General features: G+C 71.3%; 19 protein-coding genes and 1 pseudogene. 12 read left to right on the top strand and 8 right to left on the bottom strand.

Going from position 1 to position 22866, the window contains the following annotated elements:
• Window positions 1–66: 66 nt before the first annotated feature.
• The 3 genes from HTV45_RS07570 (at window position 67) to HTV45_RS07560 (ending at window position 2464) form a co-directional block, all read left to right on the top strand.
• Window positions 67–870, top strand: coding sequence for an SAM-dependent methyltransferase (locus HTV45_RS07570; protein WP_251691548.1), 804 nt, complete (start codon window positions 67–69; stop codon window positions 868–870).
• A gap of 386 nt (window positions 871–1256) precedes the next feature.
• Window positions 1257–1889: a uridine kinase gene (locus HTV45_RS07565; RefSeq protein WP_215204851.1), complete on the top strand. Its 633-nt coding sequence runs from the start codon at window positions 1257–1259 to the stop codon at window positions 1887–1889.
• 146 nt (window positions 1890–2035) lie between these two features.
• Window positions 2036–2464: a CBS domain-containing protein gene (locus HTV45_RS07560; RefSeq protein WP_215204850.1), complete on the top strand. Its 429-nt coding sequence runs from the start codon at window positions 2036–2038 to the stop codon at window positions 2462–2464.
• Between the two features lie 317 nt (window positions 2465–2781).
• Here the strand turns inward: HTV45_RS07560 and HTV45_RS07555 are convergent, their stop codons facing one another.
• Both HTV45_RS07555 and HTV45_RS07550 read right to left on the bottom strand, forming a co-directional pair.
• Entirely contained in the window at window positions 2782–3714 is a 933-nt protein-coding gene (locus HTV45_RS07555; RefSeq protein WP_215204849.1) for a carbohydrate kinase family protein, read from the bottom strand.
• Window positions 3696–4607: a pseudouridine-5'-phosphate glycosidase gene (locus HTV45_RS07550; RefSeq protein ID WP_215204848.1), complete on the bottom strand. Its 912-nt coding sequence runs from the start codon at window positions 4605–4607 to the stop codon at window positions 3696–3698. Before HTV45_RS07550 ends, HTV45_RS07555 begins: the two co-directional genes overlap by 19 nt.
• Window positions 4608–4708: 101 nt before the next feature.
• On the opposite strand from HTV45_RS07550, the gene HTV45_RS07545 reads away from it, so the two are divergent.
• Window positions 4709–5137 (top strand): VOC family protein, encoded by a 429-nt coding sequence (locus HTV45_RS07545; protein WP_215204847.1) that lies wholly within the window; start codon window positions 4709–4711, stop codon window positions 5135–5137.
• Between the two features lie 29 nt (window positions 5138–5166).
• Here HTV45_RS07545 and HTV45_RS07540 read toward each other — a convergent pair whose 3' ends face one another.
• Entirely contained in the window at window positions 5167–5742 is a 576-nt protein-coding gene (locus tag HTV45_RS07540; RefSeq protein WP_215204846.1) for a methylated-DNA--[protein]-cysteine S-methyltransferase, read from the bottom strand.
• Window positions 5743–5826: 84 nt separating this feature from the next.
• A complete protein-coding gene (locus tag HTV45_RS07535) occupies window positions 5827–6702 on the bottom strand; it encodes a glycerophosphodiester phosphodiesterase family protein (protein ID WP_215204845.1) in 876 nt (291 codons plus the stop codon).
• A gap of 279 nt (window positions 6703–6981) precedes the next feature.
• On the opposite strand from HTV45_RS07535, the gene HTV45_RS07530 reads away from it, so the two are divergent.
• From HTV45_RS07530 to HTV45_RS07505, 6 genes are all read left to right on the top strand, one after another.
• Window positions 6982–7845, top strand: coding sequence for an MHYT domain-containing protein (locus HTV45_RS07530; RefSeq protein WP_215204844.1), 864 nt, complete (start codon window positions 6982–6984; stop codon window positions 7843–7845).
• Window positions 7846–7885: 40 nt separating this feature from the next.
• Complete coding sequence (gene uvrB / locus HTV45_RS07525; protein ID WP_215204843.1) at window positions 7886–10018, top strand: excinuclease ABC subunit UvrB; 2133 nt, start codon at window positions 7886–7888, stop codon at window positions 10016–10018.
• A gap of 135 nt (window positions 10019–10153) precedes the next feature.
• Window positions 10154–10732, top strand: a complete 579-nt coding sequence (locus tag HTV45_RS07520) for a TerD family protein (protein ID WP_215204842.1) — start codon at window positions 10154–10156, stop codon at window positions 10730–10732.
• An 83-nt stretch (window positions 10733–10815) separates the two neighbouring features.
• Complete coding sequence (locus HTV45_RS07515; RefSeq protein WP_215204841.1) at window positions 10816–12825, top strand: TerD family protein; 2010 nt, start codon at window positions 10816–10818, stop codon at window positions 12823–12825.
• Between the two features lie 290 nt (window positions 12826–13115).
• Window positions 13116–14117: a TerC family protein gene (locus HTV45_RS07510; RefSeq protein WP_215204840.1), complete on the top strand. Its 1002-nt coding sequence runs from the start codon at window positions 13116–13118 to the stop codon at window positions 14115–14117.
• A 288-nt stretch (window positions 14118–14405) separates the two neighbouring features.
• Window positions 14406–15506, top strand: coding sequence for a calcium:proton antiporter (locus HTV45_RS07505; RefSeq protein WP_215204839.1), 1101 nt, complete (start codon window positions 14406–14408; stop codon window positions 15504–15506).
• A gap of 18 nt (window positions 15507–15524) precedes the next feature.
• On the opposite strand, the pseudogene HTV45_RS07500 reads toward HTV45_RS07505, so the two are convergent.
• A pseudogene (locus tag HTV45_RS07500) lies at window positions 15525–16572 on the bottom strand (S66 peptidase family protein).
• Between the two features lie 102 nt (window positions 16573–16674).
• Between HTV45_RS07500 and aroQ the strand changes: the two are divergent.
• The gene (aroQ, locus tag HTV45_RS07495) at window positions 16675–17148 is read left to right on the top strand and encodes a type II 3-dehydroquinate dehydratase (protein ID WP_215204838.1); all 474 of its coding nucleotides are present in this window, start codon (window positions 16675–16677) and stop codon (window positions 17146–17148) included.
• 34 nt (window positions 17149–17182) lie between these two features.
• Here the strand turns inward: aroQ and HTV45_RS07490 are convergent, their stop codons facing one another.
• The gene (locus HTV45_RS07490) at window positions 17183–17836 is read right to left on the bottom strand and encodes an MBL fold metallo-hydrolase (protein ID WP_215204837.1); all 654 of its coding nucleotides are present in this window, start codon (window positions 17834–17836) and stop codon (window positions 17183–17185) included.
• Window positions 17837–17875: 39 nt separating this feature from the next.
• On the bottom strand, window positions 17876–18565 hold the full coding sequence (locus HTV45_RS07485) for a maleylpyruvate isomerase family mycothiol-dependent enzyme (RefSeq protein ID WP_215204836.1): 690 nt from the start codon (window positions 18563–18565) through the stop codon (window positions 17876–17878).
• Window positions 18566–18788: 223 nt separating this feature from the next.
• Here HTV45_RS07485 and uvrA point away from each other — a divergent pair, with 223 nt between their 5' ends.
• Window positions 18789–21830, top strand: a complete 3042-nt coding sequence (gene uvrA, locus HTV45_RS07480; RefSeq protein ID WP_215204835.1) for an excinuclease ABC subunit UvrA — start codon at window positions 18789–18791, stop codon at window positions 21828–21830.
• Window positions 21831–21902: 72 nt separating this feature from the next.
• Here uvrA and HTV45_RS07475 read toward each other — a convergent pair whose 3' ends face one another.
• Window positions 21903–22820: a carbohydrate kinase gene (locus HTV45_RS07475; RefSeq protein ID WP_215204834.1), complete on the bottom strand. Its 918-nt coding sequence runs from the start codon at window positions 22818–22820 to the stop codon at window positions 21903–21905.
• Window positions 22821–22866: the final 46 nt, after the last annotated feature.

Below are 22866 nucleotides of genomic sequence, written 5' to 3'. Positions count from 1 at the left end.
TTCGTCCCCCTTCTGACTTGGCACTGACTTGATCACTAACGCTTGCAGAGACTTATGGAGTCCGTCATGACCGGGCAGCACCCCGTGGAGATCGACACGACCCGGCCGCACCCCGCGCGGATGTACGACTGGTACCTCGGAGGCAAGGACAACTACCCCGTCGACGAGGCCATGGGCCGGCAGATGCTGGAGCTCGACCCGCGCGTGCCGGTCATGGCGCGCGTCAACCGCGCGTTCATGCAGCGGGCCACGCGCTGGCTGGCCGGCCAGGGCGTGCGCCAGTTCCTCGACATCGGCACCGGCATACCCACCGAGCCCAACCTGCACCAGGTGGCCCAGCGGACCGTGCCGGACGCCCGGGTCGTGTACTGCGACAACGACCCCATCGTGCTGGCGCATGCCGCGGCGCTGCTGCGGGGCACGGACGAGGGCGCGACCGAGTACCTCCAGGCGGACGTGCGTGATCCGGACGCCATCCTGGAGGGGGCTCGCAAGGTCCTCGACTTCAGCGAGCCGGTCGCGCTGTCCCTCATCGCGCTGCTCCACTTCGTCCCCGACGAGGAAGGCGCGCACGCGCTGGTGGGGCGGCTGGTGGACGCACTGCCCCCGGGCAGTCACCTGGTCATCACCCACGCGACCGCCGACTTCACTCCCGAGGAATCGGCGGCGGCGACCGAGAAGCTCAGGGCGGCCGGCGTCACCCTGGCCCTCCGGTCCCGGCCGGACTTCACCCGCTTCTTCGACGGTCTCGAGCTGGTCGCCCCCGGAGTCCAGGTCCCCCACGAGTGGCACCCGGAACTGGGTGACCCGATACCGGGCCAGACCGACGGCATCATCCCCGGTTACGCAGCGGTGGCCCGCAAGCCGTAACGCCCTCGGACGCCCCCGCTCCGGGGGCGTCCCACCCTCCTTCCCTCCCCCCTCATACGGCCCCACGACTCATACGGCCCCACGACTTCGGCGGGGCTGCTCGGCGGCTGCGTCGGCCGTTTCCCCGGGACCCGGGAGCGCATGCCCGGTTCCGGCGCACGCCCGCACGGTCCTGCCCCCCACGGCTGCTCCGGCGGGGCACCGCACCCGCGCCACTGTGCCGGGTCGCACCCTCTCAAGGGCGGTACCGGCCACCCGCAGTGCACAGGGCACCCGGTGAGCGCCCGGGCCGGGCCCAGCACACCGGCCGGAGACACCCGGCCCCGGCCGAGCGACACCGGCCCCCGGGCCACGCTCCGGACAGCGGATGGACGCATCATGGCCGTGTGCGACTCGAAGCGATCACCTGGGAACGGCTCGGCGACCTCCTCGCCGACCGCCTGCTGGAGCTCAAGACGGCCGACGGCGGACCCTGGCCCCGGGTCGCCTTCGACGGTGCTCCGGCCGCCCGAGCGGGAGACCTCGCCGATCGGGTCGCCGGAGCGCTGCGGATACGCGGCCGTCCCTCCCTGGTGGTGGGCGCCGACGGCTTCCTCCGCCCCGCCTCGGTCCGGCTGGAGTACGGTCGCCGGGACGAGGAGTCCTACTACAGCGGCTGGTACGACACCGCGGCCCTGTGGCGCGAGGTGTTCGCCCCCCTCGAACCGGGCGGAAGCGGGCGGGTCCTGCCCGACCTCTGGGACCCCGTCACGGACCGCGCCACCCGCAGCCCCTATGCCGAGCTTCCGCCCGGCGGCGTGCTGTTGCTGCACGGCCCCCTCCTTCTGCGCCACTGGTTCCCCTTCGATCTGAGCGTGCACGTCCTCCTCTCGCCGGGCGCACTGCGCCGCCGTACCCCCGAGGCCGACCACTGGACACTCCCGGCCTTCGAACGCTACGAGCGGGAGACCGACCCGGCCGGAACGGCCGACGTACTGGTGAGGGCCGACGATCCCCGCCACCCGGCATGGCGCTGCTGACACCGGCAGAACCGGGCGTCCCGTCCCTCTCCGCCGTGATCCGCCCTCCGGGTGCCGTCCCCGGGAGGCACGACGAGAATGAAGGGCACCGGGACTCGCGGTGTGCCCCGCGCCGCGCCGGCCGTCCGGGCAACGGGAGGTACCTCATGACCACCGCCGGAGACATCATGCACCGCGGCGCCCAATGGGTCCCCGCTCACGAAACCCTCGACCGTGCCGCTCAGTTGATGCGCGAACTGAACGTCGGCGCCCTTCCCGTCAGCGACGTGAACGAGCGGCTCTGCGGCATCCTCACCGACCGGGACATCGTCGTCGGCTGCGTCGCCCTGGGCCACGACCCCGCCCGGGTCACCGCCGGCGAGATGGCCAAGGGCACCCCGCGCTGGATCGAGGCGGACGCCAGTGTCGACGACGTCCTGCGCGAGATGCGGACCCACCAGATCCGCAGGCTCCCCGTCATCGACGACAAGCGCCTCGTCGGCATGATCAGCGAAGCCGATCTGGCGCGTCACCTGACGGACAGCCAGATCGCCACCTGGGCCGAGAGCGTCTACGCCAGGTCAGCCACGGGCTGACCCGGCCCAGGCCCCGGTGCCCGGTACGGAGCCGACGCGATACTGCCGCCCGTGTCGGAGCGGGCGGTCGCGCCGGAACGTGCGGTACGGCTGCGGTCCCACCACGGCTGTCGGTCCCCATCGGCATCCATCCCCCTCTGCGTAGTCCGCGCGCCGTCCCGCCTTCCACGGGCGGCGGCCCTGATCTTCGCGCCTGCCTCGTCAGTCTGCCGGACCTGGACGCACCGCGTGCGAGCCTGTGGACAACGGCCGTTCGGCCCTGACCGCCTGTGGACAAGGGAAGCCCGGAAGCCCTCGCCGGCGGTGCCCCGCTGGGATCAGGCGAGGGCGGGCGGGCGGCCCCCGGTCCGCTCCACAGCCAGCGCGCCCGCCCCACAGCCTTCCGCCGCCGCCTGTTCCGGCCCGGCGCCGGCGAGCAGGGCCGCGAGAAACGCACCGGTGAAGGCGTCTCCCGCGCCCGTGGTGTCGTGCGGCGTGACCGGCACGGCGGGGACCCGGGCGTACACCTCGCCGGACCGTGCCAGCAGCGCGCCCCGCGCGCCCTGCTTGGCCACCACCAGCGGAACATGGCGGCTCAGCCGCGCCGCGGCCTCCGCGGTGTCGGACGCCCCGGTCAGCAGGCACGCCTCGTCACGGCTCGGCAGCAGCACGTCCACCCCTTCGACGCAGGCCAGGAAACGACCGGCGCCCAGCACGCCGAGGAACCCGGCCGACGCCGGATCCAGACTCACCGGAACGCCCCGCGCACGGGCGGCCTTCAGGGCCACCGCGACAAAGGCCCGGCTCGGTTCGGTGAACAGCAGATAACCCGACAGATGCAGCCGCGCCACACCGTCCAGCAGCGTGTCCGACCAGTCGCCGGGGTCGAGCCGCAGCGACGCGCCGCTGTCGGTGAGGAAGGTCCGCTCGGCCGCCGCGCCCTCGTCGACCAGGCAGACGACCGTCCCCGTCGGTGCCCGTCCGTCCACGACCAGCAGCGAACGGACCCCACAGGCGGCCAGCTCCCTCTCGTGCCAGGCCGCGGCGTCCGCGCCCACCCGCCCGAGGAGCCGCACCTCGACGCCCCCGCGGCGCGCCGCCCAGCAGGCCACATTGGCGCCCGCGCCGCCCGGCACCGTCCGGATCGCCGCCGTCGTGTCCGTCCCCGGGGCGAGCGGGCCCCGGTGCCGGGCCACCACATCCGTGATCACGTCACCGACGACCAGGAGCGCCCCGCCCCGCACGGCCCCCGTCACTCCCCGGCGGCCCACGCCGCCGCGATGCGTGCCGCCAGGCGTACGTTGCCCCGGACCGCGGCCAGGTTCGCGGCGAGTGAGGCACCGTCGGTGCCACGGACCAGGTGGTCGAGCAGGAAGGGAGTGACCCCCTGACCGGTGACCCCCTGCGCCTCGCACGCGCGCAACGCCTCGTCGAGCACCCGCGCGTGCACTGCGGGATCCAGCTGCTCGGCTTCCGGGACGGGATTGGCCACGATCAGCGCCGACTCCGGCCCGCCGAGCGCGTCCCGCGCCCGCATGACGCCCGCCACCTGCCCCGGTGTGTCCAGCCGCCAGTCCACGGGGTGCCCCGAGTCGGACAGATAGAAGCCGGGGAAGCGGTCCGTGCCGTACCCGGCGACCGGCACCCCCAGGCTCTCCAGCCGCTGCAGGGTCGCGGGCACGTCCAGGATCGACTTCACCCCCGCGCACACCACGGTGATCCGGGTACGCGCCAGCAGACCCAGGTCCGCCGACTCGTCCTGCGTCACCGTCCACTGCCGGTGCACCCCGCCGAGCCCTCCGGTGGCGAACACCCGTATCCCCGCGAGCGCCGCGAGCAGGGCCGTGGCCGACACCGTGGTCGCCCCGCTCGCCGCCGCGGCCACCGCGAGCGGCAGATCACGATGGCCCAGCTTGCGGATGCCGTCCTCGGTGGCGACCCGCTCCAGCTGCTCCTTGTCCAGACCGACCAGAGGACGCCCGTCCAGTACGGCGATCGTCGCCGGAACCGCGCCCTCCTGCCGTACGGCCTCCTCCAGCTCCAGCGCCACCCGGAGATTGCGCGGCCGGGGCAGCCCGTGCGCGATGATCGTGGACTCCAGGGCCACCACCGGCCGGTCCGCGGCGATCGCCTCCCGTACCTCTTCGGACACCGTCAGCACCACGCGCCTGCCTCCTGTCTGCCGCCTCTCCCTCATCTCTGGCGGGCCGGGCCCCGGACCAAACCCCTTGCGCGTCCCGGCACCGGTCACGGAGGCTGGCAAAGATGACAGACCACACGACGCGTCTCGACCACATCGTGCTGTGGGTGCGTGATCCCATCGCGGCCGCCGGCTTCTACGACGAAGCCGTGGGCCTGGAGCCGGTCCGGCTCCCCGAGTACTCCGCGGGCGAGGCGCCGTTCCCCTCGGTGCGTGTCAACGAGGAGACGATTCTCGACCTCATGCCACTGACCATGGCGGAACGCATGACGATGCTTCCCGGAGCGGCGGAGAGTTCGGGCCACCCCGTCAACCACGTCTGCCTGTCCCTGCCCGCCGAGGGCTTCGACGCCCTCCGCGGCAGGCTGGAGGCGCGGTCGGTACCCATGACGGACCTCTCGCACGACTCCTTCGGGGCGCGCGGGCGAGCCCGGCGAAGTTTCTACTTCCGCGACCCGGACGGCAATCTGTTCGAGGCGCGGCATTACGACTGAGTGACCGGCGGTGCCCGCTGTCCGGCCCGTCAGAACAGCGGCTCGGGCAGCACACCCTCCAGGGCGAGCAGCCGCCGCTTGGTCTCGAGACCGCCGCCGAAGCCGCCGATGCCCCCGTCGCGCTCCACGACCCGGTGACAGGGCACGACCACCGGCAGGGGATTGGCGCCCATGGCCGTGCCCACGGCCTGCGCGCCACCCGGCTGCCCCACCCGTCCGGCCAGATCGCCGTACCCGACGACGGTGCCGAACGGCACCCCGGCGGCCAGCTCCCGGAGCACGTCCCGGTTGAAGCCCGCTGTCAGGGACCAGTCCAGCGGCAGCTCGAAGGAGTGCCGCTGCCCCGCGAAGTACGCCTCCACCTGACGTATCGCCTCGGCCACCAGCGCGGAGCCGGACCCGTCGGCCGGCGCGCTGCCCAGCTCGGCCGGTTCGGTGCCGAGCCGGGACGCCAGCCGCTCCAGCGCGCTGTCGCGCACTGTGTCCGTGGCGTGGAACACGACGTTGACCAGGCCCTCACGGGTCGCGGCCAGCAGCAGCGGGCCGATGCCGGTGTCCACGACGGCCCACACCACCCGCCGCCCGTACTGCCCATGGCTGTCCATGCGCCCCACGGTACGGCCCGCCACCGACAACGCCGGCCGGTGACCGGTGACCGGTGACGGTTGACGGCTGACCGGGACGGACGGTCAGCCGCCCACCGCGTCCCGCACCACGTCGGGCGTGTTGGTGATGATGCCGTCCACCCCGAACCCGGCGACCCGCCGGGCCGCCGCCGCGTCGTTCACGGTCCAGGTGAGCACCTCCATCCGCTTCCCGCGGGGCCCCCGGAAGCCGTGTACGGCGGCGACGTAGGGGGCGGACAGCGAGCCGTGCGAGGGATTGATCTGATCGGTGAAGGCCGCGTACGAGGGCAGGTCCGCGACGGGCGGCGTCCCGAGGAATCCGGTCTTCACCGCGGGCTCCAGAGCATGGACGGTCCGCACGCTGTCCGCGCTGAAGCTCTGCACGACCAGCCGGTCCTCCACATGCCGGCGGTCGAGCCACCCCTCGTTGCTCAGGACCTTGAGGGTCTCCTTCTCGATGCCCGGATAGAGCTGGGGGTTCTTGAGCTCCAGCAGCAGCTTCTGGTCGTACCGCTCCACGCGGTGCACGAACTGTTCGAGCGTCGGCACACGCGCGCCCGCGTACACGGGGTCGAACCAGCTGCCCGCGTCCAGCCGGGCGATCTCCGCCGCGGTGAAGTCCTTCACCTTCCACGGAGCCCGGCCGGGGAAGACCTCCTCGACGTCGGTGGTGCGCTGCAGGCTGTCGTCGTGGAGGACGACGAGTTCACCGTCCCTGGTGCGCTGGACGTCGTTCTCCACCCACTCGGTACCGAGGGCGGCCGCCTTGTCGACGGCCGCGAGGGTGTTCTCGGGCGCGTAGGCGGAGGCGCCCCGGTGGGCGATGACCGCGGGGTGCGGGGTGGCGTCGCCGGCGGCCCGCGCGGGGGAGAGCGGGAGCAGGAGGGCGGCGGTTCCCAGGAGCGCGGTGGTCGAGGCGGCGACGGCGCGTGCGTGCATGCGGACTCCTCGCGTCGATCGGTCACGTTCGGTCCAACTGTGACAGCAGACGGTCAACGCGAGGTGGGCGCCGGATGGCCGCGGATTGAACGGAGTTGCCCGAACTCCGCACACGGGTGCCACACACCTGGGGCAAGGACGTGTTTCTTTGCTGGAAAGTCGTTCGACCATTGCGGTGGGGGTCATACTCTCTGCGGCAACCCGGGCCGCCCCGCGGATCCGGGAGGGGGACGACATCGGGACACTGCGGGACGAACAGGGCGGGAAGGGCAGCCGCGCATGCAAGGCACGGTCGACGGATTCAGCTACGGTCTGGTCACACCGCTGGCGGCCTTCCTCATGGCCTGCCTCGGCGGCGCCCTGGGGCTCCGCTGCACCACCAGGGCCATCACGGCCCCCCGGCGCCGACGGCCCCTCTGGCTCGTCCTGGGATCCGTGGCCATCGGCTCCGGCATATGGACGATGCACTTCGTCGGCATGATGGGCTTCGCGATAGAGGGCACCCCGATCCACTACGACCGGGCCCTGACGTTCGCGAGCCTCGCCGTCGGCATCCTCATGGTCGGCACCGGGATCTTCATCGTCGGCTACCGGGGCGCCTCGGGCACGGCCCTGTTCACCGGGGGCACCGTCACCGGCCTCGGCATCGCCTCGATGCACTACCTCGGCATGGCCGGCATGAGCCTCGACGGAAGCCTGGATTACAACACCGTCCTGGTCGCCGCCTCCGTGGCCATCGCCATGGCCGCCGCCAGCGCCGCCCTCTGGGCGGCCGGACAGGTCAAGGGCTTCCTGTGGAGCGTGGGGGCGAGTCTCGTCATGGGGCTCGCGGTCACCGGAATGCACTACACGGGCATGGCCGCGCTCGACGTCCACGTCCACGGCACGGCCACCCCCGCGCAGGGCGAATCCGCCGCCGCGCTGCTCGGACCCCTCATGGTCGGCCCGCTCGCCTTCCTCGTCCTCGCGGGCATCGTGGCGATCTTCGACCCGCTGCTGGTCACGGGCGGGCCCGGGAGGTCCCCCGCCGAGCACCGGCCCGGCATCCCCGCCCACCCCCCGGCCCACCACCGTCCGCCGCGCGCCCGCCTGCGGCTGCGCGGCCCCGTGGAACACCGCTCCCGGACCCCGCAACGACGCTGATCCGGACGCGTTGTCAGTGGGGGGTCGTACCGTGGATGGCATGCGGCCCGTTTCCCAGATCGAACGCACGGTGGCGCCCTTCGAGGTCGTCAGCCCCTACCAGCCGAGCGGCGACCAGCCGACGGCCATCGCCGACCTCGCCCGGCGTATCGAAGCAGGTGAGAAGGACGTCGTCCTGCTCGGCGCGACCGGCACCGGAAAGTCCGCCACCACCGCGTGGATGATCGAGAAGCTCCAGCGCCCCACCCTGGTGATGGCGCCCAACAAGACCCTGGCCGCCCAGCTGGCCAACGAGTTCCGGGAGCTGCTGCCGAACAACGCGGTGGAGTACTTCGTCTCGTACTACGACTACTACCAGCCCGAGGCGTACGTCCCCCAGTCGGACACCTACATCGAGAAGGACTCCTCGGTCAACGAGGAGGTCGAGCGGCTGCGCCACTCGGCGACCAACTCGCTGCTCACCCGCCGCGACGTCGTCGTGGTCGCCTCCGTCTCCTGCATCTACGGCCTGGGTACGCCGCAGGAGTACGTGGACCGCATGGTCCCGCTCCGCGTGGGCGACGAGTTCGACCGCGACGAGCTGCTGCGCCGTTTCGTCGACATCCAGTACACGCGCAACGACATGGCCTTCTCCCGCGGCACCTTCCGTGTGCGCGGCGACACCATCGAGATCTTCCCGGTCTACGAGGAGCTCGCCGTCCGCATCGAGATGTTCGGCGACGAGATCGAGGCGCTGTCCACCCTCCACCCGCTCACCGGCGAGATCGTCAGCGACGACCAGCAGCTCTACATCTTCCCCGCGTCGCACTACGTCGCAGGACCGGAGCGGCTGGAGCGCGCGGTCAACGACATCGAGAAGGAGCTCGGCGAGCGCCTGAGCGAACTGGAGAACCAGGGCAAGCTGCTGGAGGCCCAGCGACTGCGCATGCGCAGCACGTACGACGTCGAGATGCTCCGCCAGATCGGTTCCTGCTCCGGCGTGGAGAACTACTCGATGCACTTCGACGGCCGGGCCCCCGGATCGCCGCCGAACACCCTGCTGGACTACTTCCCGGACGACTTCCTCCTCGTCATCGACGAGTCGCATGTCACCGTCCCGCAGATCGGCGCCATGTACGAAGGCGACGCCTCCCGCAAGCGCACCCTCGTCGACCACGGTTTCCGGCTCCCCTCCGCCCTGGACAACCGCCCGCTCAAGTGGGAGGAGTTCCAGGAGCGCGTCGGCCAGACCGTCTATCTGTCGGCCACCCCCGGACAGTACGAACTCTCCCGGTCCGACGGCTTCGTCGAGCAGATCATCCGCCCCACCGGCCTCGTCGACCCCGAAGTCGTGGTCAAGCCGACCGAGGGCCAGATCGACGACCTGGTGCACGAGATCCGCGAGCGCGTGGCCAAGGACGAGCGCGTCCTGGTCACCACGCTCACCAAGAAGATGGCCGAGGACCTCACCGACTACTTCCTGGAACTCGGCATCCAGGTGCGCTACCTGCACAGCGACGTCGACACCCTGCGCCGGGTGGAGCTGCTGCGGGAGCTGCGCAGTGGCGAGTACGACGTGCTCGTCGGCATCAACCTGCTGCGGGAGGGCCTCGACCTGCCCGAGGTGTCGCTGGTGGCGATCCTCGACGCGGACAAGGAGGGCTTCCTGCGCTCGGGCACCTCGCTGATCCAGACCATCGGCCGCGCGGCGCGCAATGTCTCCGGCCAGGTCCACATGTACGCCGACCGGATCACCCCGGCGATGGAGAAGGCCATCGACGAGACCAACCGCCGCAGGGAGAAGCAGGTCGCGTACAACCGGGCGAGGGGCATCGACCCGCAGCCGCTCCGCAAGAAGATCAACGACATCGTCGCCCAGATCGCCCGCGAGGACATCGACACCGAGCAGCTGCTCGGCTCGGGTTACCGCCAGGCCAAGAAGGACGGCGGCGCCGCCAAGGCCCCCGTCCCCGCCCTCGGCGGCAAGGCGGCGAAGAGGACCAGGGGCAAGGCCGACGAGACCGTGCCGACCGACCGCCCCGCTGCCGAGCTGGCCGGGCAGATCGAGGACCTCACCGCGCGGATGCGGTCCGCCGCCGCGGACCTCCAGTTCGAGATCGCGGCCCGGCTGCGCGACGAGGTGTCGGAGATGAAGAAGGAACTGCGGCAGATGCGGGAGGCGGGCCTGTCCTGACCTCCCGTACGGGATGTGTTGCAAGAACGACACAAAGTGCGGACCTGGCTACGTCACTGTCAGTGCCCCTGCGTAGGGTTCAGGTCAACCGCGGTTCCGCGGCAACAGGGGACAGTCCGAGAGGGGAATCAGCGCGTGACCGTCAACATGACCAAGGGTCAGGCCATCAGTCTGGAAAAGAAGGACGGCGGCAGCCTGACCGCGGTGCGCATGGGTCTCGGCTGGCAGGCGGCTCCCCGTCGCGGCCTGTTCGGCTCGCGCACCCGGGAGATCGACCTGGACGCCTCGGCCGTCCTGTTCGCCGACAAGCAGCCGGTCGACGTCGTCTTCTTCCGTCACCTCGTGAGCGACGACGGCTCCGTGCGCCACACCGGTGACAACCTCGTCGGCGGCGTCGGCCAGGGCGGCGACGACGAGGCCGTCCTCGTCGACCTGTCGCGCGTCCCGGTCCACATCGACCAGATCGTCTTCACCGTGAACTCCTTCACGGGCCAGACGTTCCAGGAGGTGCAGAACGCGTTCTGCCGTCTCGTCGACGAGACCAACGGCCAGGAGCTGGCCCGCTACACGCTGGCCGGCGGCGGCGCCTACACGGCCCAGATCATGGCCAAGGTGCACCGCACCGGCACCAGCTGGACCATGACGGCGCTCGGCAACCCGGCCAACGGCCGCACCTTCCAGGACCTGATGCCGGCCATCCTGCCGGTCCTGTAGGAACCCGAAGACGAACCGGCCCCCGGGCGGGGGCCGGCGGGCGGCGGACGACCGATCACACGCGACGCAGGGGGACCAAGGCGATGACGGCCGAGCTGGTGCGGGGACAGAACCACCCGCTCTCCCAGTCCCGTCTGGAGATCCGGATCTCGGCCGGCACACCGGTCGTGGCCACGGCCGCGCTCGGCGACGAGAACGGCCGGATCCACGGAGTGGAGTGGGTGGCCCACCCGGGCGCGCCCACCCGGCCCGGTCTGGAGGTGCCGCGTCAGGCGGCCGCCGACCACCGTCTCGCGGTGGACCTGGACGCCATGACGAACGCGGTGCACCGCGTCAGTGTGCTGCTCGCCCTGCCCGGCCGGGGAAGCGGCCCGGGGCCCACCCGGTTCGGCGCCGTGGCGGCCCCCTTCGTGGCCGTCACCGGTCTGGACGGCGGCGAGGTCGCCAGCTACACCATCACCGGCCTGGAGGCCGAGTCGGCCGTCGTCGCGCTGGAGCTCTACCGGCGCCAGGACGCCTGGAAGGTGCGCGCCGTCGGCCAGGGCTACGCGGGCGGCCTGGCCGAACTCCTCGGGGACCAGGGCCTCCCCGAGGCCGTACAGCTGGCCGGCAGCATCAACGAGGCGGTCGCGCGGGGGATCGCCCGCTCCGTGCAGGCGCCGCCGTCCCGCACCACCGAGGGCAACCGCCCCCGGCAGGCCGCCGCGCCCGCGGTCGGCCCCGACCAGGGCGGCACCGCGCCCCAGGGCACACCCGGCCCCGTACCGCCGTCCTACGGCGGACAGCCGGCCGACGGACCCGGCCCGGGCGGACCGCAGCCGGCCTACGGAGCGGCCGGGGCCGCGGAGCCGTCCGCGCCCACCGGCGGCGGCCCGGTCGACTACAGCCACCCCCGTCGGCGGGACTCCGCCCCGCCGCCGCCCCCGCCCGCCGCTCCGCGGCCCCACCCCGGGCAGCCCGCACAGCCCGTCGCGGGGGACGCGACCGGCTGGTCCATGGAGGAGCGGCTCTACAACCAGGTCTGGGGCATGTTCGAGGACCTGGCCCGCACCACCGCCGCCTACCGCAGCGCCGTCGACTTCGCCGAGTCGCGGATGGACAAGGAGCTCGAGCAGGCCCTGTCCGACCCGCGCAGCCGCATCGGCGGCCAGGGCGACGCGGCCCGTGAGAGCGCCCGGTCCCGGCACGCCCAGCTTGTCGGACAGGCACGGGAGTCCCTCGACCGGGACCTCGCCCAGCTCGTCGCCGAGGCCGAGGTGGTCGAGCCCGCCCTGCCCCTGGCGTTCGCCCGCTGGGACAACCCCGTTTGGCACGCCTACCGGGTGCCCATGGAGATTCCCATGGCGATCCGCCTGGGCGACCTGCGTCTTCCCGAGGCCGACCCGATCCGCGTTCCCATGCTGCTCCGCCTGCCGCTGGAGCGCGGCCTGTGGATCGACAGCGGCCGGGCCGACTCCCTCGACGGTTCGTTCACCGACTCGCACGAGGCGCGGCGCCTCGCCGTGGAGACCGCGGTGGCGCACGCGGCCCGGCTGCTCGCCGTCTATCCGGCGGGCGAGTTCACCGTGCACGTCATCGACCCGGCAGGAGCGGGTGCGCAGGCACTGGCGCCGCTGACCCGTACCGGGGTACTGGCCGGCCCGCCCGCCCAGGGTGCCGCGGGCGTCACGGAGGTGCTCGGCCGGCTCATCCAGCGGGTCGACCTGGTGCAGATGGCGCTGCGGGGAGGTGCGCCGGACGCGCTGCCGCCCGGCTTCGACACCTCCCAGCAGCTGCTGATCGTCAACGACTTCCCCCACGGCTTCGACGACCGGGCCGTGAACCAGTTGCGCTACCTCGCCGACGAGGGCCCGTCCGTCGGCGTCCATCTGATGATGGTCGCCGACCGCGAGGAGTCCTCGGCCTACGGCCCGCTGCTGGACCCGCTCTGGCGTGCGCTGCTGCGGCTGACTCCGGTGCCCGACGACCACCTGGCCGACCCGTGGGTGGGGCACGCCTGGACGTACGAGCCGCCGCTGGTGCCGCCCGGAAGTCAGGTCCTCGAGCAGGTGCTCACCCAGGTCGCTGCGGCCCGCCGCACAGGGCACCGGTGACCGGAACCGGGTTGCCCAAGCCCTTGTGAACCCCCCCCCTTGACCTGCGGCTTTGTAAGTTTCTTTACTTGCTCCTTTACCAACCCTTGGTGATTGAGTACCCTTGGCCGCACGGAGGGGAGTACTCCCCGTCTGTGCGGCGACCCCGTCAATACGGATCAGGCCAGATCCCGGGGCGTCGGCCCGAAGGACCTTCGGACACAACTCGAGTGTCTGGTGGCCCGGGTGGAAGAGACCTCCGGCAGCGACGACGCTGACTTTCCCTGTCTTACGTATCTGCCGGAGGCGCAGTGGATGTGTCCATGACCCTATGGGTCCTTACGATCGTGGGCCTGAGTGCCCTGATCGCTGTCGATTTCTTCATCGGCCGCAAACCGCATGACGTATCCATCAGGGAAGCCGGAATCTGGACGGTCGTCTGGATCATCCTGGCCGGGCTCTTCGGGCTCGGTCTGGTGATCTGGGGCGGAGGCCAGGCCGGTGGCGAGTTCTTCGCCGGATACATCACCGAGAAGTCGCTGAGCGTCGACAACCTCTTCGTCTTCGTCCTGATCATGGCGAAGTTCGCGGTGCCGTCGCAGTACCAGCAGCGGGTGCTCCTGATCGGTGTTCTGATCGCCCTGGTGCTGCGCGCGATATTCATCGCCGCCGGCGCCGCGATCCTGGCGAGCTTCTCGTGGGTGTTCTACATCTTCGGCGCCTTCCTCATCTGGACGGCCTGGAAGCTCATCCAGGAAGCCCGGGCCGACGCGGACGACGAGGAGTTCGAGGAGAACAAGCTGCTCAAGGCCGCCGAGCGCCGCTTCGGTGTAGCCGACCGCTACCACGGCACCAGGCTGTGGATCGAGGAGAACGGCAAGCGGGTCATGACCCCGATGCTTGTCGTGATGCTCGCCATCGGCACCACGGACGTCCTGTTCGCGCTCGACTCGATCCCCGCGATCTTCGGTCTGACCCAGGACCCGTACATCGTGTTCACCGCGAACGCGTTCGCGCTGATGGGCCTCAGGCAGCTGTACTTCCTCATCGGCGGACTGCTCAGGAAGCTCGTCCACCTCTCCTACGGCCTGTCGATCATCCTCGGCTTCATCGGCGTGAAGCTGGTGCTGCACGCACTGCACGAATCCGGGGTCCACGTCCCGGAGATCGGCATCCCCGTGTCGCTGGGCGTGATCTGCTCCGTCCTGATCGTCACCACCATCACCAGCCTCCGGGCCTCCCGCAAGCAGGCGGAGACCGCGGCGGCCACGGCCAGGGACGACAGCCTCACGAAGAACGACCTCGACGCCTGATCCTGTCGGACGCACAGGGAGATCCGGCACCGGGAGCGAAGAGCCGCACATCGTCGGCCACCGCTCCCGGTGCCGCTCTGTCTCAGAACGCGCCGCTCACCGGCGCCGCCGACCCCATCCGACCCGCACCAGGAGACCATGCGTGACCGTGATGACCCCGAGACGGCCAGGACGCGGCGGAGGGATACGCCGGGCGGCGGTGACACCTCCCGTGCCCACCGCGGCCGGCCCTCGGGCGCAGGCCCGCAGCGGAGTGCGGCGGCCCTTCGCGTCTGCGACGATCGTTCCGTGATCGCTCGGTTCAGGGCACTGGCGACGCGGTGGACGGTCGCCGCGCCCGTGTCCGCCGTGGTGCTGCTGGTGCTGACCTGGGGCCGCGATCTGCCCGGCGGCATCGTCGCGTTGGTGACCCTGGTGCTCGCGGCGTCCGTGATGGCCGCCGTGCACCACGCCGAGGTGGTCGCACACCGGGTCGGGGAGCCCTTCGGCTCCCTGGTCCTCGCGGTCGCCGTCACCGTCATCGAGGTGGCGCTGATCGTCACGCTGATGATGGACGGCGGAGACCAGAGCGCGACCCTCGCCCGGGACACCGTGTTCGCGGCCGTGATGATCACCGTCAACGGCATCCTCGGCCTCAGCCTGCTGGTGGGCTCACTGCGCCACGGCACCGCGGTCTTCAATTCGGAAGGCACCGGAGCGGCCCTCGCCACGGTCGCGACCCTGGCGACACTCAGTCTCGTACTGCCGACCTTCACGACGAGCAAGCCGGGGCCGGAGTTCTCCACCGTGCAGCTCACGTTCGCGGCGGTCTCCTCGCTGGTCCTCTACGGCCTGTTCGTCGCGACCCAGACCGTCAGACATCGTGACTACTTCCTGCCGGTAGCCAGGCAGAGCGAGAACCCCAAAGCGGTGGAGCACGCCCCCGCGCCCTCCACCCGCACCGCTCTGATCAGCCTATGCCTGCTGGCCCTGGCACTGGTCGGAGTGGTCGGTCTGGCCAAAGGCGTCTCGCCCACCATCGAGTCGGGGGTGCAGGCCGTGGGGCTGGGACACTCCGTCGTCGGTGTGATCATCGCTCTGCTGGTCCTTCTCCCGGAGACCATCGCCGCGGTGCGTGCCGCGCGCCGCAACCAGGTGCAGACCAGCATGAACCTCGCGCTCGGCTCGGCGATGGCCAGCATCGGCCTGACCATCCCCGCCGTGGCGCTGGCCTCCCTCTGGCTCACCGGACCTCTCGTCCTCGGGCTCGGCAACACCCACCTGGTGCTGCTCGCCCTGACCATGGTGGTGGGCGCGCTGACCGTGGTCCCCGGGCGGGCCACACCCCTCCAGGGCGGGGTGCACCTGGTGCTGCTCGCCGCCTATCTCGAACTGGCCGTCAACCCGTAGCCCGACGCCCTCCCGACGTCAGTACGTGACGGTGACATGCCGGGCGGGACCGTCGACGCGGACGACACCTCCGTAGGGGATCACCAGTTGCGGGTCGGTGTGCCCGAGGTCCACGTCGAACACGACGAGGGCGTCGGGCGCATAGTCCCGCACGGCCCGCAGCACGGCCTCGCGCTGCTCGGCCGCGTAGGCCGCGGCCTCCCCGGGCGTGTGGGGCCGCTCGGGAGGACCAGGTCTTCGGGCGGCCCATGAGGAGCGCCGAGAAGCGTCCGGGCAGACCACGCTCGCCCATGCTCCGCAGGGTGCGGAAGACCTCCTCGCCGCTCGGCAGCTCCTCGGAGGTCTCCAGGAACAGCACTCCGCCGTCGTACACGGACAGGTCCCGCGCCACCCCGCGGCCGGCCATCAGCATCCGGCCGACCACCTCCAGACAGCCGCCCCAGGTGCGGCCCTCCACCACCCGGCCGGCGTTCACCCAGGTCCAGCCCGCGCCGGGGCGCGTCTCCGGCTCCGCGTCGAACGTGGCGGGGTCCGCCCAGTCGCGGTCCAGGTCGCGAAACCGTTCGGCCGGCAGCAGTTCGTACGGGCCGGGCGTGAACAGGGCGGCCCGCAGCGACTCGGCGGTCCGCGGGTGCATGGCTCCGGGACGGCCCAGCTCGGCCATCACGCTCGCACCGTGGAAGGTGACGATCCCGCTCTCGTGGAGAAACGCGAGGAGATGGGTGTTGTCGCTCATCCCGAAGAACGGTTTCGGGTTGGCGCGGATCCCCTCCCTGTCCAGCAGGGGTATCACGGTGATCTGGTCGTCGCCGCCGATCGACGCCATGACCGCCTTGATGTCCGGGTCGGCGAAGGCGGCACGGATGTCGTCGGCACGTTCCCGGGGCGTCGAGCCCATCCGGCGCGTCGCCGGATACTCGACCGGGTCCAGCCCGTACTCCCCGCGCAGCCGCTCGAGGCCCAGTTCGTACGGCAGCGGGAAAAGCCCCGGAAGACCGGACGAGGGGGAGATCACGGCGACGCGGTCGCCCGGTGAGGGCTCGGGTGGGTACGAAGGAGTCGGCATGGGCGGAGGTCAGGGCCGGGCGGGCCCGCGCCGCACCGTGATAAACCGGGGACGATCAGCGGTTCCGCCGAGAACCGCCCGCCCCGACGGACCGGAGGAACCGTGCCCCGCACCCTGGCCAACGCCCCGATCATGATCCTCAACGGCCCGAATCTGAACCTGCTCGGGCAGCGTCAGCCGGAGATCTACGGCTCCGACACGCTCGCCGACGTCGAGGCGATGTGCGCCAGGGCGGCGGCCGTCCACAACGGCACGGTGGAGCTGCGCCAGTCCAACCACGAGGGGCAGCTGGTGGACTGGATCCACGAGGCGCGGCTGGATCACTGCGGGATCATCATCAACCCCGGCGCCTACTCGCACACCTCCGTGGCGATCCTCGACGCCCTCAACGCCTGTGACGGGCTTCCCGTGATCGAGGTGCACATCTCCAACATCCACCGGCGCGAGTCGTTCCGGCACCACTCCTATGTCTCGCTGCGCGCGGACGGGGTCATCGCGGGATGCGGCGTCCAGGGATACGTGTTCGCGGTGGAGCGGATCGCGGCGCTCGCCGGTCCGGGGCTGGCCCGGGCGTAGCACCCGCCGGCCGGGCGGACGCCCGATACCGGCGTCACCAGCCCCGCGCGCGCCACTCCGGCAGGTGGGGCCGCTCCGCGCCCAGCGAGGTGTCGTCGCCGTGGCCGGGATAGACCCAGGTCTCATCGGGCAGGGCATCGAATACCTTGGTCTCCAGGCCGTCCATCAAGGAGTTGAACTCCTCGGGCTGTGTTGTCCGGCCGGGGCCCCCCGGGAACAGACAGTCCCCGGTGAACAGGTGCGGATGTCCGTGGGGATCGTCGTAGACCAGGGCGATGGAACCGGGGGTGTGTCCGACCAGGTGGCGGGCGGTGAGTTCCACCTGCCCCACCCGGATGGTGTCGCCGTCGTCGACCGGCACGTCGGTCGGAACCGGGATGCCCTCGGCGTCGTCCCGGCCGGCGTGGGTGCGGGCGCCGGTGGCGGCCACCACCTCGGCGAGCGCCTGCCAGTGGTCGCCGTGCCGGTGGGTGGTGACGACGGACGCGATGCCGTCGTCACCGATGGTGCCCAGCAGGGTCTTCGCGTCGTTGGCCGCGTCGATCAGCAACTGCTCGTCGGTGGCCCGGCAACGCAGCAGGTAGGCGTTGTTGTTCATGGGGCCGACCGCGACCTTGGTGATCATCAGGTCCTTGAGTTCGTGCACGTCGGCTGGGCCGCCGACCGTCACCCGACCGCTGTACGTCATGGCTGCCAGCCTAGCGCCGGAACCGGTGCCGGACAGACCTCAGAGCGGGGGGAGTGACGGAAGCGCGCCGCCCTTCACGGTCAGCCCGGCCCCGTCCCTGCGGCCGGCGAGCCAGCCGAGCAGGTCGGCGGCGGTTCCCTCGACCGCGACCGGGTCGCCTTCCGATCCGCCGCCGGTCGTCCAGGTCCGGCCGTCCGCGGTGACCAGGGAGACCGACGGCACGTCCTGGTGACCGGCGAACCGCGCGGCGAGGAAGCCGATCTCCCGCTCCGTGAAGTCCTCCGGCAGGTCCTCCAGCCCGTAGCCGATCCCGAGGTCCACATGGTGCAGTTCCACCTCGATCCAGCGCCGGAACGGCACCCGCTCGGCGCGGTCGGTGACTCCGTTGCGCAGGGCCACGCTGCGGGACCAGTCGGCCGGGGCGGCCCCCGCGGCACGGAAGCGCTCCGCGCTCTCCCGCACATCGGCGACCTGGACGTCGAGGGGGCGCGGGGCGTCCCGCTCGATGTCGGCGTCCCGGGCCTCCGCGGAGGCGTACATGGGCCGGCCCTCCAGCACGTTCACCAGTGCGTCCGCGTTGCGGGCCAGGTGGGCCAGTACGTGGCCGCGGGTCCAGCCGGGCAGGCGTGAGGACTGGGTCACAGCCCTGTCGTCCAGGGCGACGAGTGCGGTGAGCAGCCGTTCCGTAGCGGTCTGTACAGATGCCAGGTCATCAGCGTGATCAATCATGGGGCCGACCCTAGCCCGGTCACCCCTTCGGGTGAAGGCAGCGGAATGCGACCGTAAATCGAATGTACGTGCTATAAGGTCGAAGGTGGCGTCGGGCATGCTGGAGAGCCGGGGATTGTTGACAACCCGTGAATCCGAACCGGCGTTGTCAGTGGCTCCCCCTAGTCTGAGAAAGACGGGGGCCCCGCCCCTGTCACTTCTCTCAAGAAAGGTGCGGACCGGCGTGGCCGACCGTCTCATCGTCCGTGGAGCGCGCGAGCACAACCTCAAGAACGTCTCGCTCGACCTTCCGCGCGACTCGCTCATCGTCTTCACGGGCCTGTCGGGGTCGGGCAAGTCCTCGCTGGCCTTCGACACCATCTTCGCCGAGGGCCAGCGGCGCTACGTGGAGTCGCTGTCCTCCTACGCCCGGCAGTTCCTCGGCCAGATGGACAAGCCGGACGTCGACTTCATCGAGGGCCTCTCCCCGGCGGTCTCCATCGACCAGAAGTCGACCTCCCGCAACCCGCGCTCCACGGTCGGCACCATCACCGAGGTCTACGACTACCTCCGGCTGCTCTTCGCGCGCATCGGCAAGCCGCACTGCCCCGAGTGCTCCCGGCCCATCAGCCGCCAGTCGCCCCAGGCCATCGTCGACCGGGTCCTGCAGCTGCCCGAGGGCAGCCGCTTCCAGGTCCTCTCCCCGCTGGTGCGCGAGCGCAAGGGCGAGTTCGTCGACCTCTTCTCCGACCTCCAGACCAAGGGGTACTCACGCGCGCGGGTGGACGGCGAGACCGTTCAGCTCTCCAGCCCGCCCACGCTGAAGAAGCAGGAGAAGCACACCATCGAGGTGGTCGTCGACCGCCTCACCGTGAAGGACGGCGCCAAGCGGCGCCTCACCGACTCCGTGGAGACCGCCCTCGGCCTGTCCGGCGGCATGGTCGTGCTCGACTTCGTCGACCTCCCCGAGGACGACCCCGAGCGCGAGCGCATGTTCTCCGAGCACCTGTACTGCCCGTACGACGACCTGTCCTTCGAGGAGCTCGAGCCCCGCTCCTTCTCCTTCAACTCGCCCTTCGGCGCGTGCCCCGAGTGCACCGGCATCGGTACGCGCATGGAGGTCGACCCCGAGCTGATCGTCCCCGACCCGGACAAGAGCCTCGACGAGGGCGCCGTCCACCCCTGGTCGCACGGCCACACCAAGGACTACTTCGGCCGTCTGATCGGCGCCCTCGCGGACGCGTTGGGCTTCCGGACGGACATTCCCTTCGCCGGCCTGCCGCAGCGCGCCAAGAAGGCACTGCTGCACGGACACAAGACCCAGGTCGAGGTCCGCTACCGCAACCGCTACGGCCGCGAGCGCCGGTACACGACGGCCTTCGAGGGCGCCGTCCCCTTCGTCAAGCGCCGGCACAGCGAGGCCGAGAGCGACTCCAGCCGCGAGCGCTTCGAGGGCTACATGCGCGAGGTGCCGTGTCCCTCCTGCGCGGGCACCCGCCTCAAGCCGGTCGTCCTCGCCGTCACGGTCATGGGCAGGTCCATCGCCGAGGTCTCCTCGATGTCCATCAGCGACTGCGCGGACTTCCTGGGCGAACTGAAGCTCACCGCACGCGACAAGAAGATCGCCGAGCGGGTGCTCAAGGAGGTCAACGAGCGGCTGCGGTTCCTGGTCGATGTCGGCCTGGACTACCTCTCGCTGAACCGCGCGGCGGGCACCCTCTCCGGCGGTGAGGCCCAGCGCATCCGCCTGGCCACCCAGATCGGTTCCGGACTCGTCGGCGTGCTCTATGTCCTCGACGAGCCGTCCATCGGACTGCACCAGCGCGACAACCACCGGCTGATCGAGACCCTCGTCCGCCTGCGCGACATGGGTAACACGCTCATCGTCGTCGAGCACGACGAGGACACCATCAAGGTGGCCGACTGGATCGTCGACATCGGCCCCGGCGCCGGTGAGCACGGCGGCAAGGTCGTGCACAGCGGTTCGTACAAGGAACTGCTGGACAACGCCGAGTCGCAGACCGGTCGGTACCTGTCCGGCAAGAAGGCCATCCCGCTGCCCGACATCCGCCGCCCGCACGACCCGTCGCGCAGGCTCACCGTGCACGGCGCCCGGGAGAACAACCTTCAGGACATCGACGTGTCCTTCCCGCTGGGGGTGTTCACCGCGGTGACCGGAGTGTCCGGCTCCGGCAAGTCGACGCTGGTCAACGACATCCTGTACACGCATCTGGCCCGTGAGCTGAACGGCGCCCGCAGCGTCCCCGGCCGGCACACGCGCGTCGACGGCGACGAACTCGTCGACAAGGTCGTGCACGTCGACCAGTCGCCCATCGGACGCACCCCGCGCTCCAACCCGGCGACGTACACCGGTGTCTTCGACCACGTCCGCCGGCTGTTCGCCGAGACGACGGAGGCGAAGGTCCGCGGCTATCTGCCGGGCCGCTTCTCCTTCAACGTCAAGGGCGGCCGCTGCGAGAACTGCGCGGGCGACGGCACCATCAAGATCGAGATGAACTTCCTCCCGGACGTGTACGTCCCGTGCGAGGTCTGCCACGGCGCCCGCTACAACCGGGAGACCCTTGAGGTCCACTACAAGGGCAAGTCCATCGCCGATGTGCTGAGCATGCCGATCGAGGAGGCCATGCACTTCTTCGAGGCCGTCCCGGCGATCTCCCGTCACATGCGGACGCTCCACGACGTCGGTCTCGGCTACGTCCGGCTCGGCCAGGCAGCGACCACCCTGTCCGGCGGTGAGGCCCAGCGCGTCAAGCTCGCGAGCGAGCTGCAGAAGCGCTCCACCGGCCGCACGGTCTACGTGCTGGACGAGCCGACCACCGGCCTGCACTTCGAGGACATCAGCAAGCTGCTGACGGTCCTGTCCGGCCTGGTCGACAAGGGCAACACGGTCATCGTCATCGAGCACAACCTCGACGTGATCAAGACCGCCGACTGGGTCGTCGACATGGGCCCCGAGGGCGGTTCCGGCGGCGGCCTGGTCGTCGCGGAGGGTACGCCCGAGCAGGTGGCCGGCGTTCCGGCCAGCCACACCGGCAAGTTCCTGCGGGACGTCCTCGACTCGGACCGGATCAGCGACGCCGCCCAGGTGAGCGCCCCGCGCAGGACGGCGGCGAAGAAGACGGTCGCCGCCAAGTCCGGCGCCCGGAAGACCGCCACCAAGGCGGTGGACAGCGGCGCGGCCACGAAGACGGCCACCAAGGCCGCCGCCAGGAAGACGGCCACCAAGGCCGCCGCGAAGAAGACGACGCGGGCCGCCAAGGCCTGACCGGCACGCCTCGCACCCCACACGCCCTGCCGCGGGACCGTACGTCCCCACGCGGCAGGGCGTGCGCATGTGTCAGGCGCCTCCCGCCACCAGTTCGCGGGCGTAGGGCGGTTCCGCTCCCGCGCGGGAGCAGGTGATCGCCGCCGCGCGGGCCGCGAAGCCGAGCAGGTCCCGCCAGCCCCGCGGACCCAGCGCGCAGACCCCCTCGGCGCTCAGCGCGTCGCGAGCCGCCAGGCCGTGCAGCAGCGCCGCGTTCACCGTGTCACCCGCGCCGATCGTGTCGGCCACCTCGATCCGCTCGCCGGGCACCGTGTACTCGCCGCCGTCACGGGTGTACGCCGTCAGTCCGTCCCCGCCCCGGGTGACCACGACCGCCGCCGGGCCGGCCGCCAGCCACTCGCGCGGGGATCCGCCGAGCCAGCGGGCGTCCTCCTCGGAGAGCTTCAGCAGCGACACCGACGGCAGCCAGCCGCGGAAACGGGCGCGGTAGGCGTCGGCGTCCGGGATCAGACCCGCCCGGATGTTCGGGTCCAGCGCCGTGAACACGCCTCGCGCGGACGTGCTGCGCATCAACTCCTCATAGGCGCTCGCACCGGGCTCCAGCACCAGCGAACAGGTGCCGAAGGACACCGCGCGGGTACCGGCCGGCAAGGTCCCTGGGGCGGCGAACAGCCGGTCGGCGGTCCCCTCCACGTAGAAGGAGTAGGCCGCCGATCCGCCCGCGTCGACCGAGGCCACGGCGAGCGTCGTCGGCTCGTCGCCGCGCTGCACCGGTGACACGTCCACGCCGGTCTCCCGCAGCCGGTCCAGCAGCGCCTCGCCGAAGGAGTCACGGGACACCCGGGAGCAGAAGGCGGTGGGGGAGCCGAGGCGGCCCAGCGCCACCGCGGTGTTGAACGGCCCGCCGCCGAGCGCCGGGGTCAATGCCGCGAGCGCGCCCGCGCCCTGCGGTACCAGGTCGATCAGTGCCTCACCGGCTACGACGATCACGATGGGTCCCTTCTGGCGGGGTGGTCGGGTTCTTGGCGCCGATGAG

The sequence above is a fragment of the Streptomyces sp. CHD11 genome, assembly GCF_018638295.1.
Lineage (GTDB): Bacteria > Actinomycetota > Actinomycetes > Streptomycetales > Streptomycetaceae > Streptomyces.
This window is presented reverse-complemented; position numbering and strand designations above follow the sequence as displayed.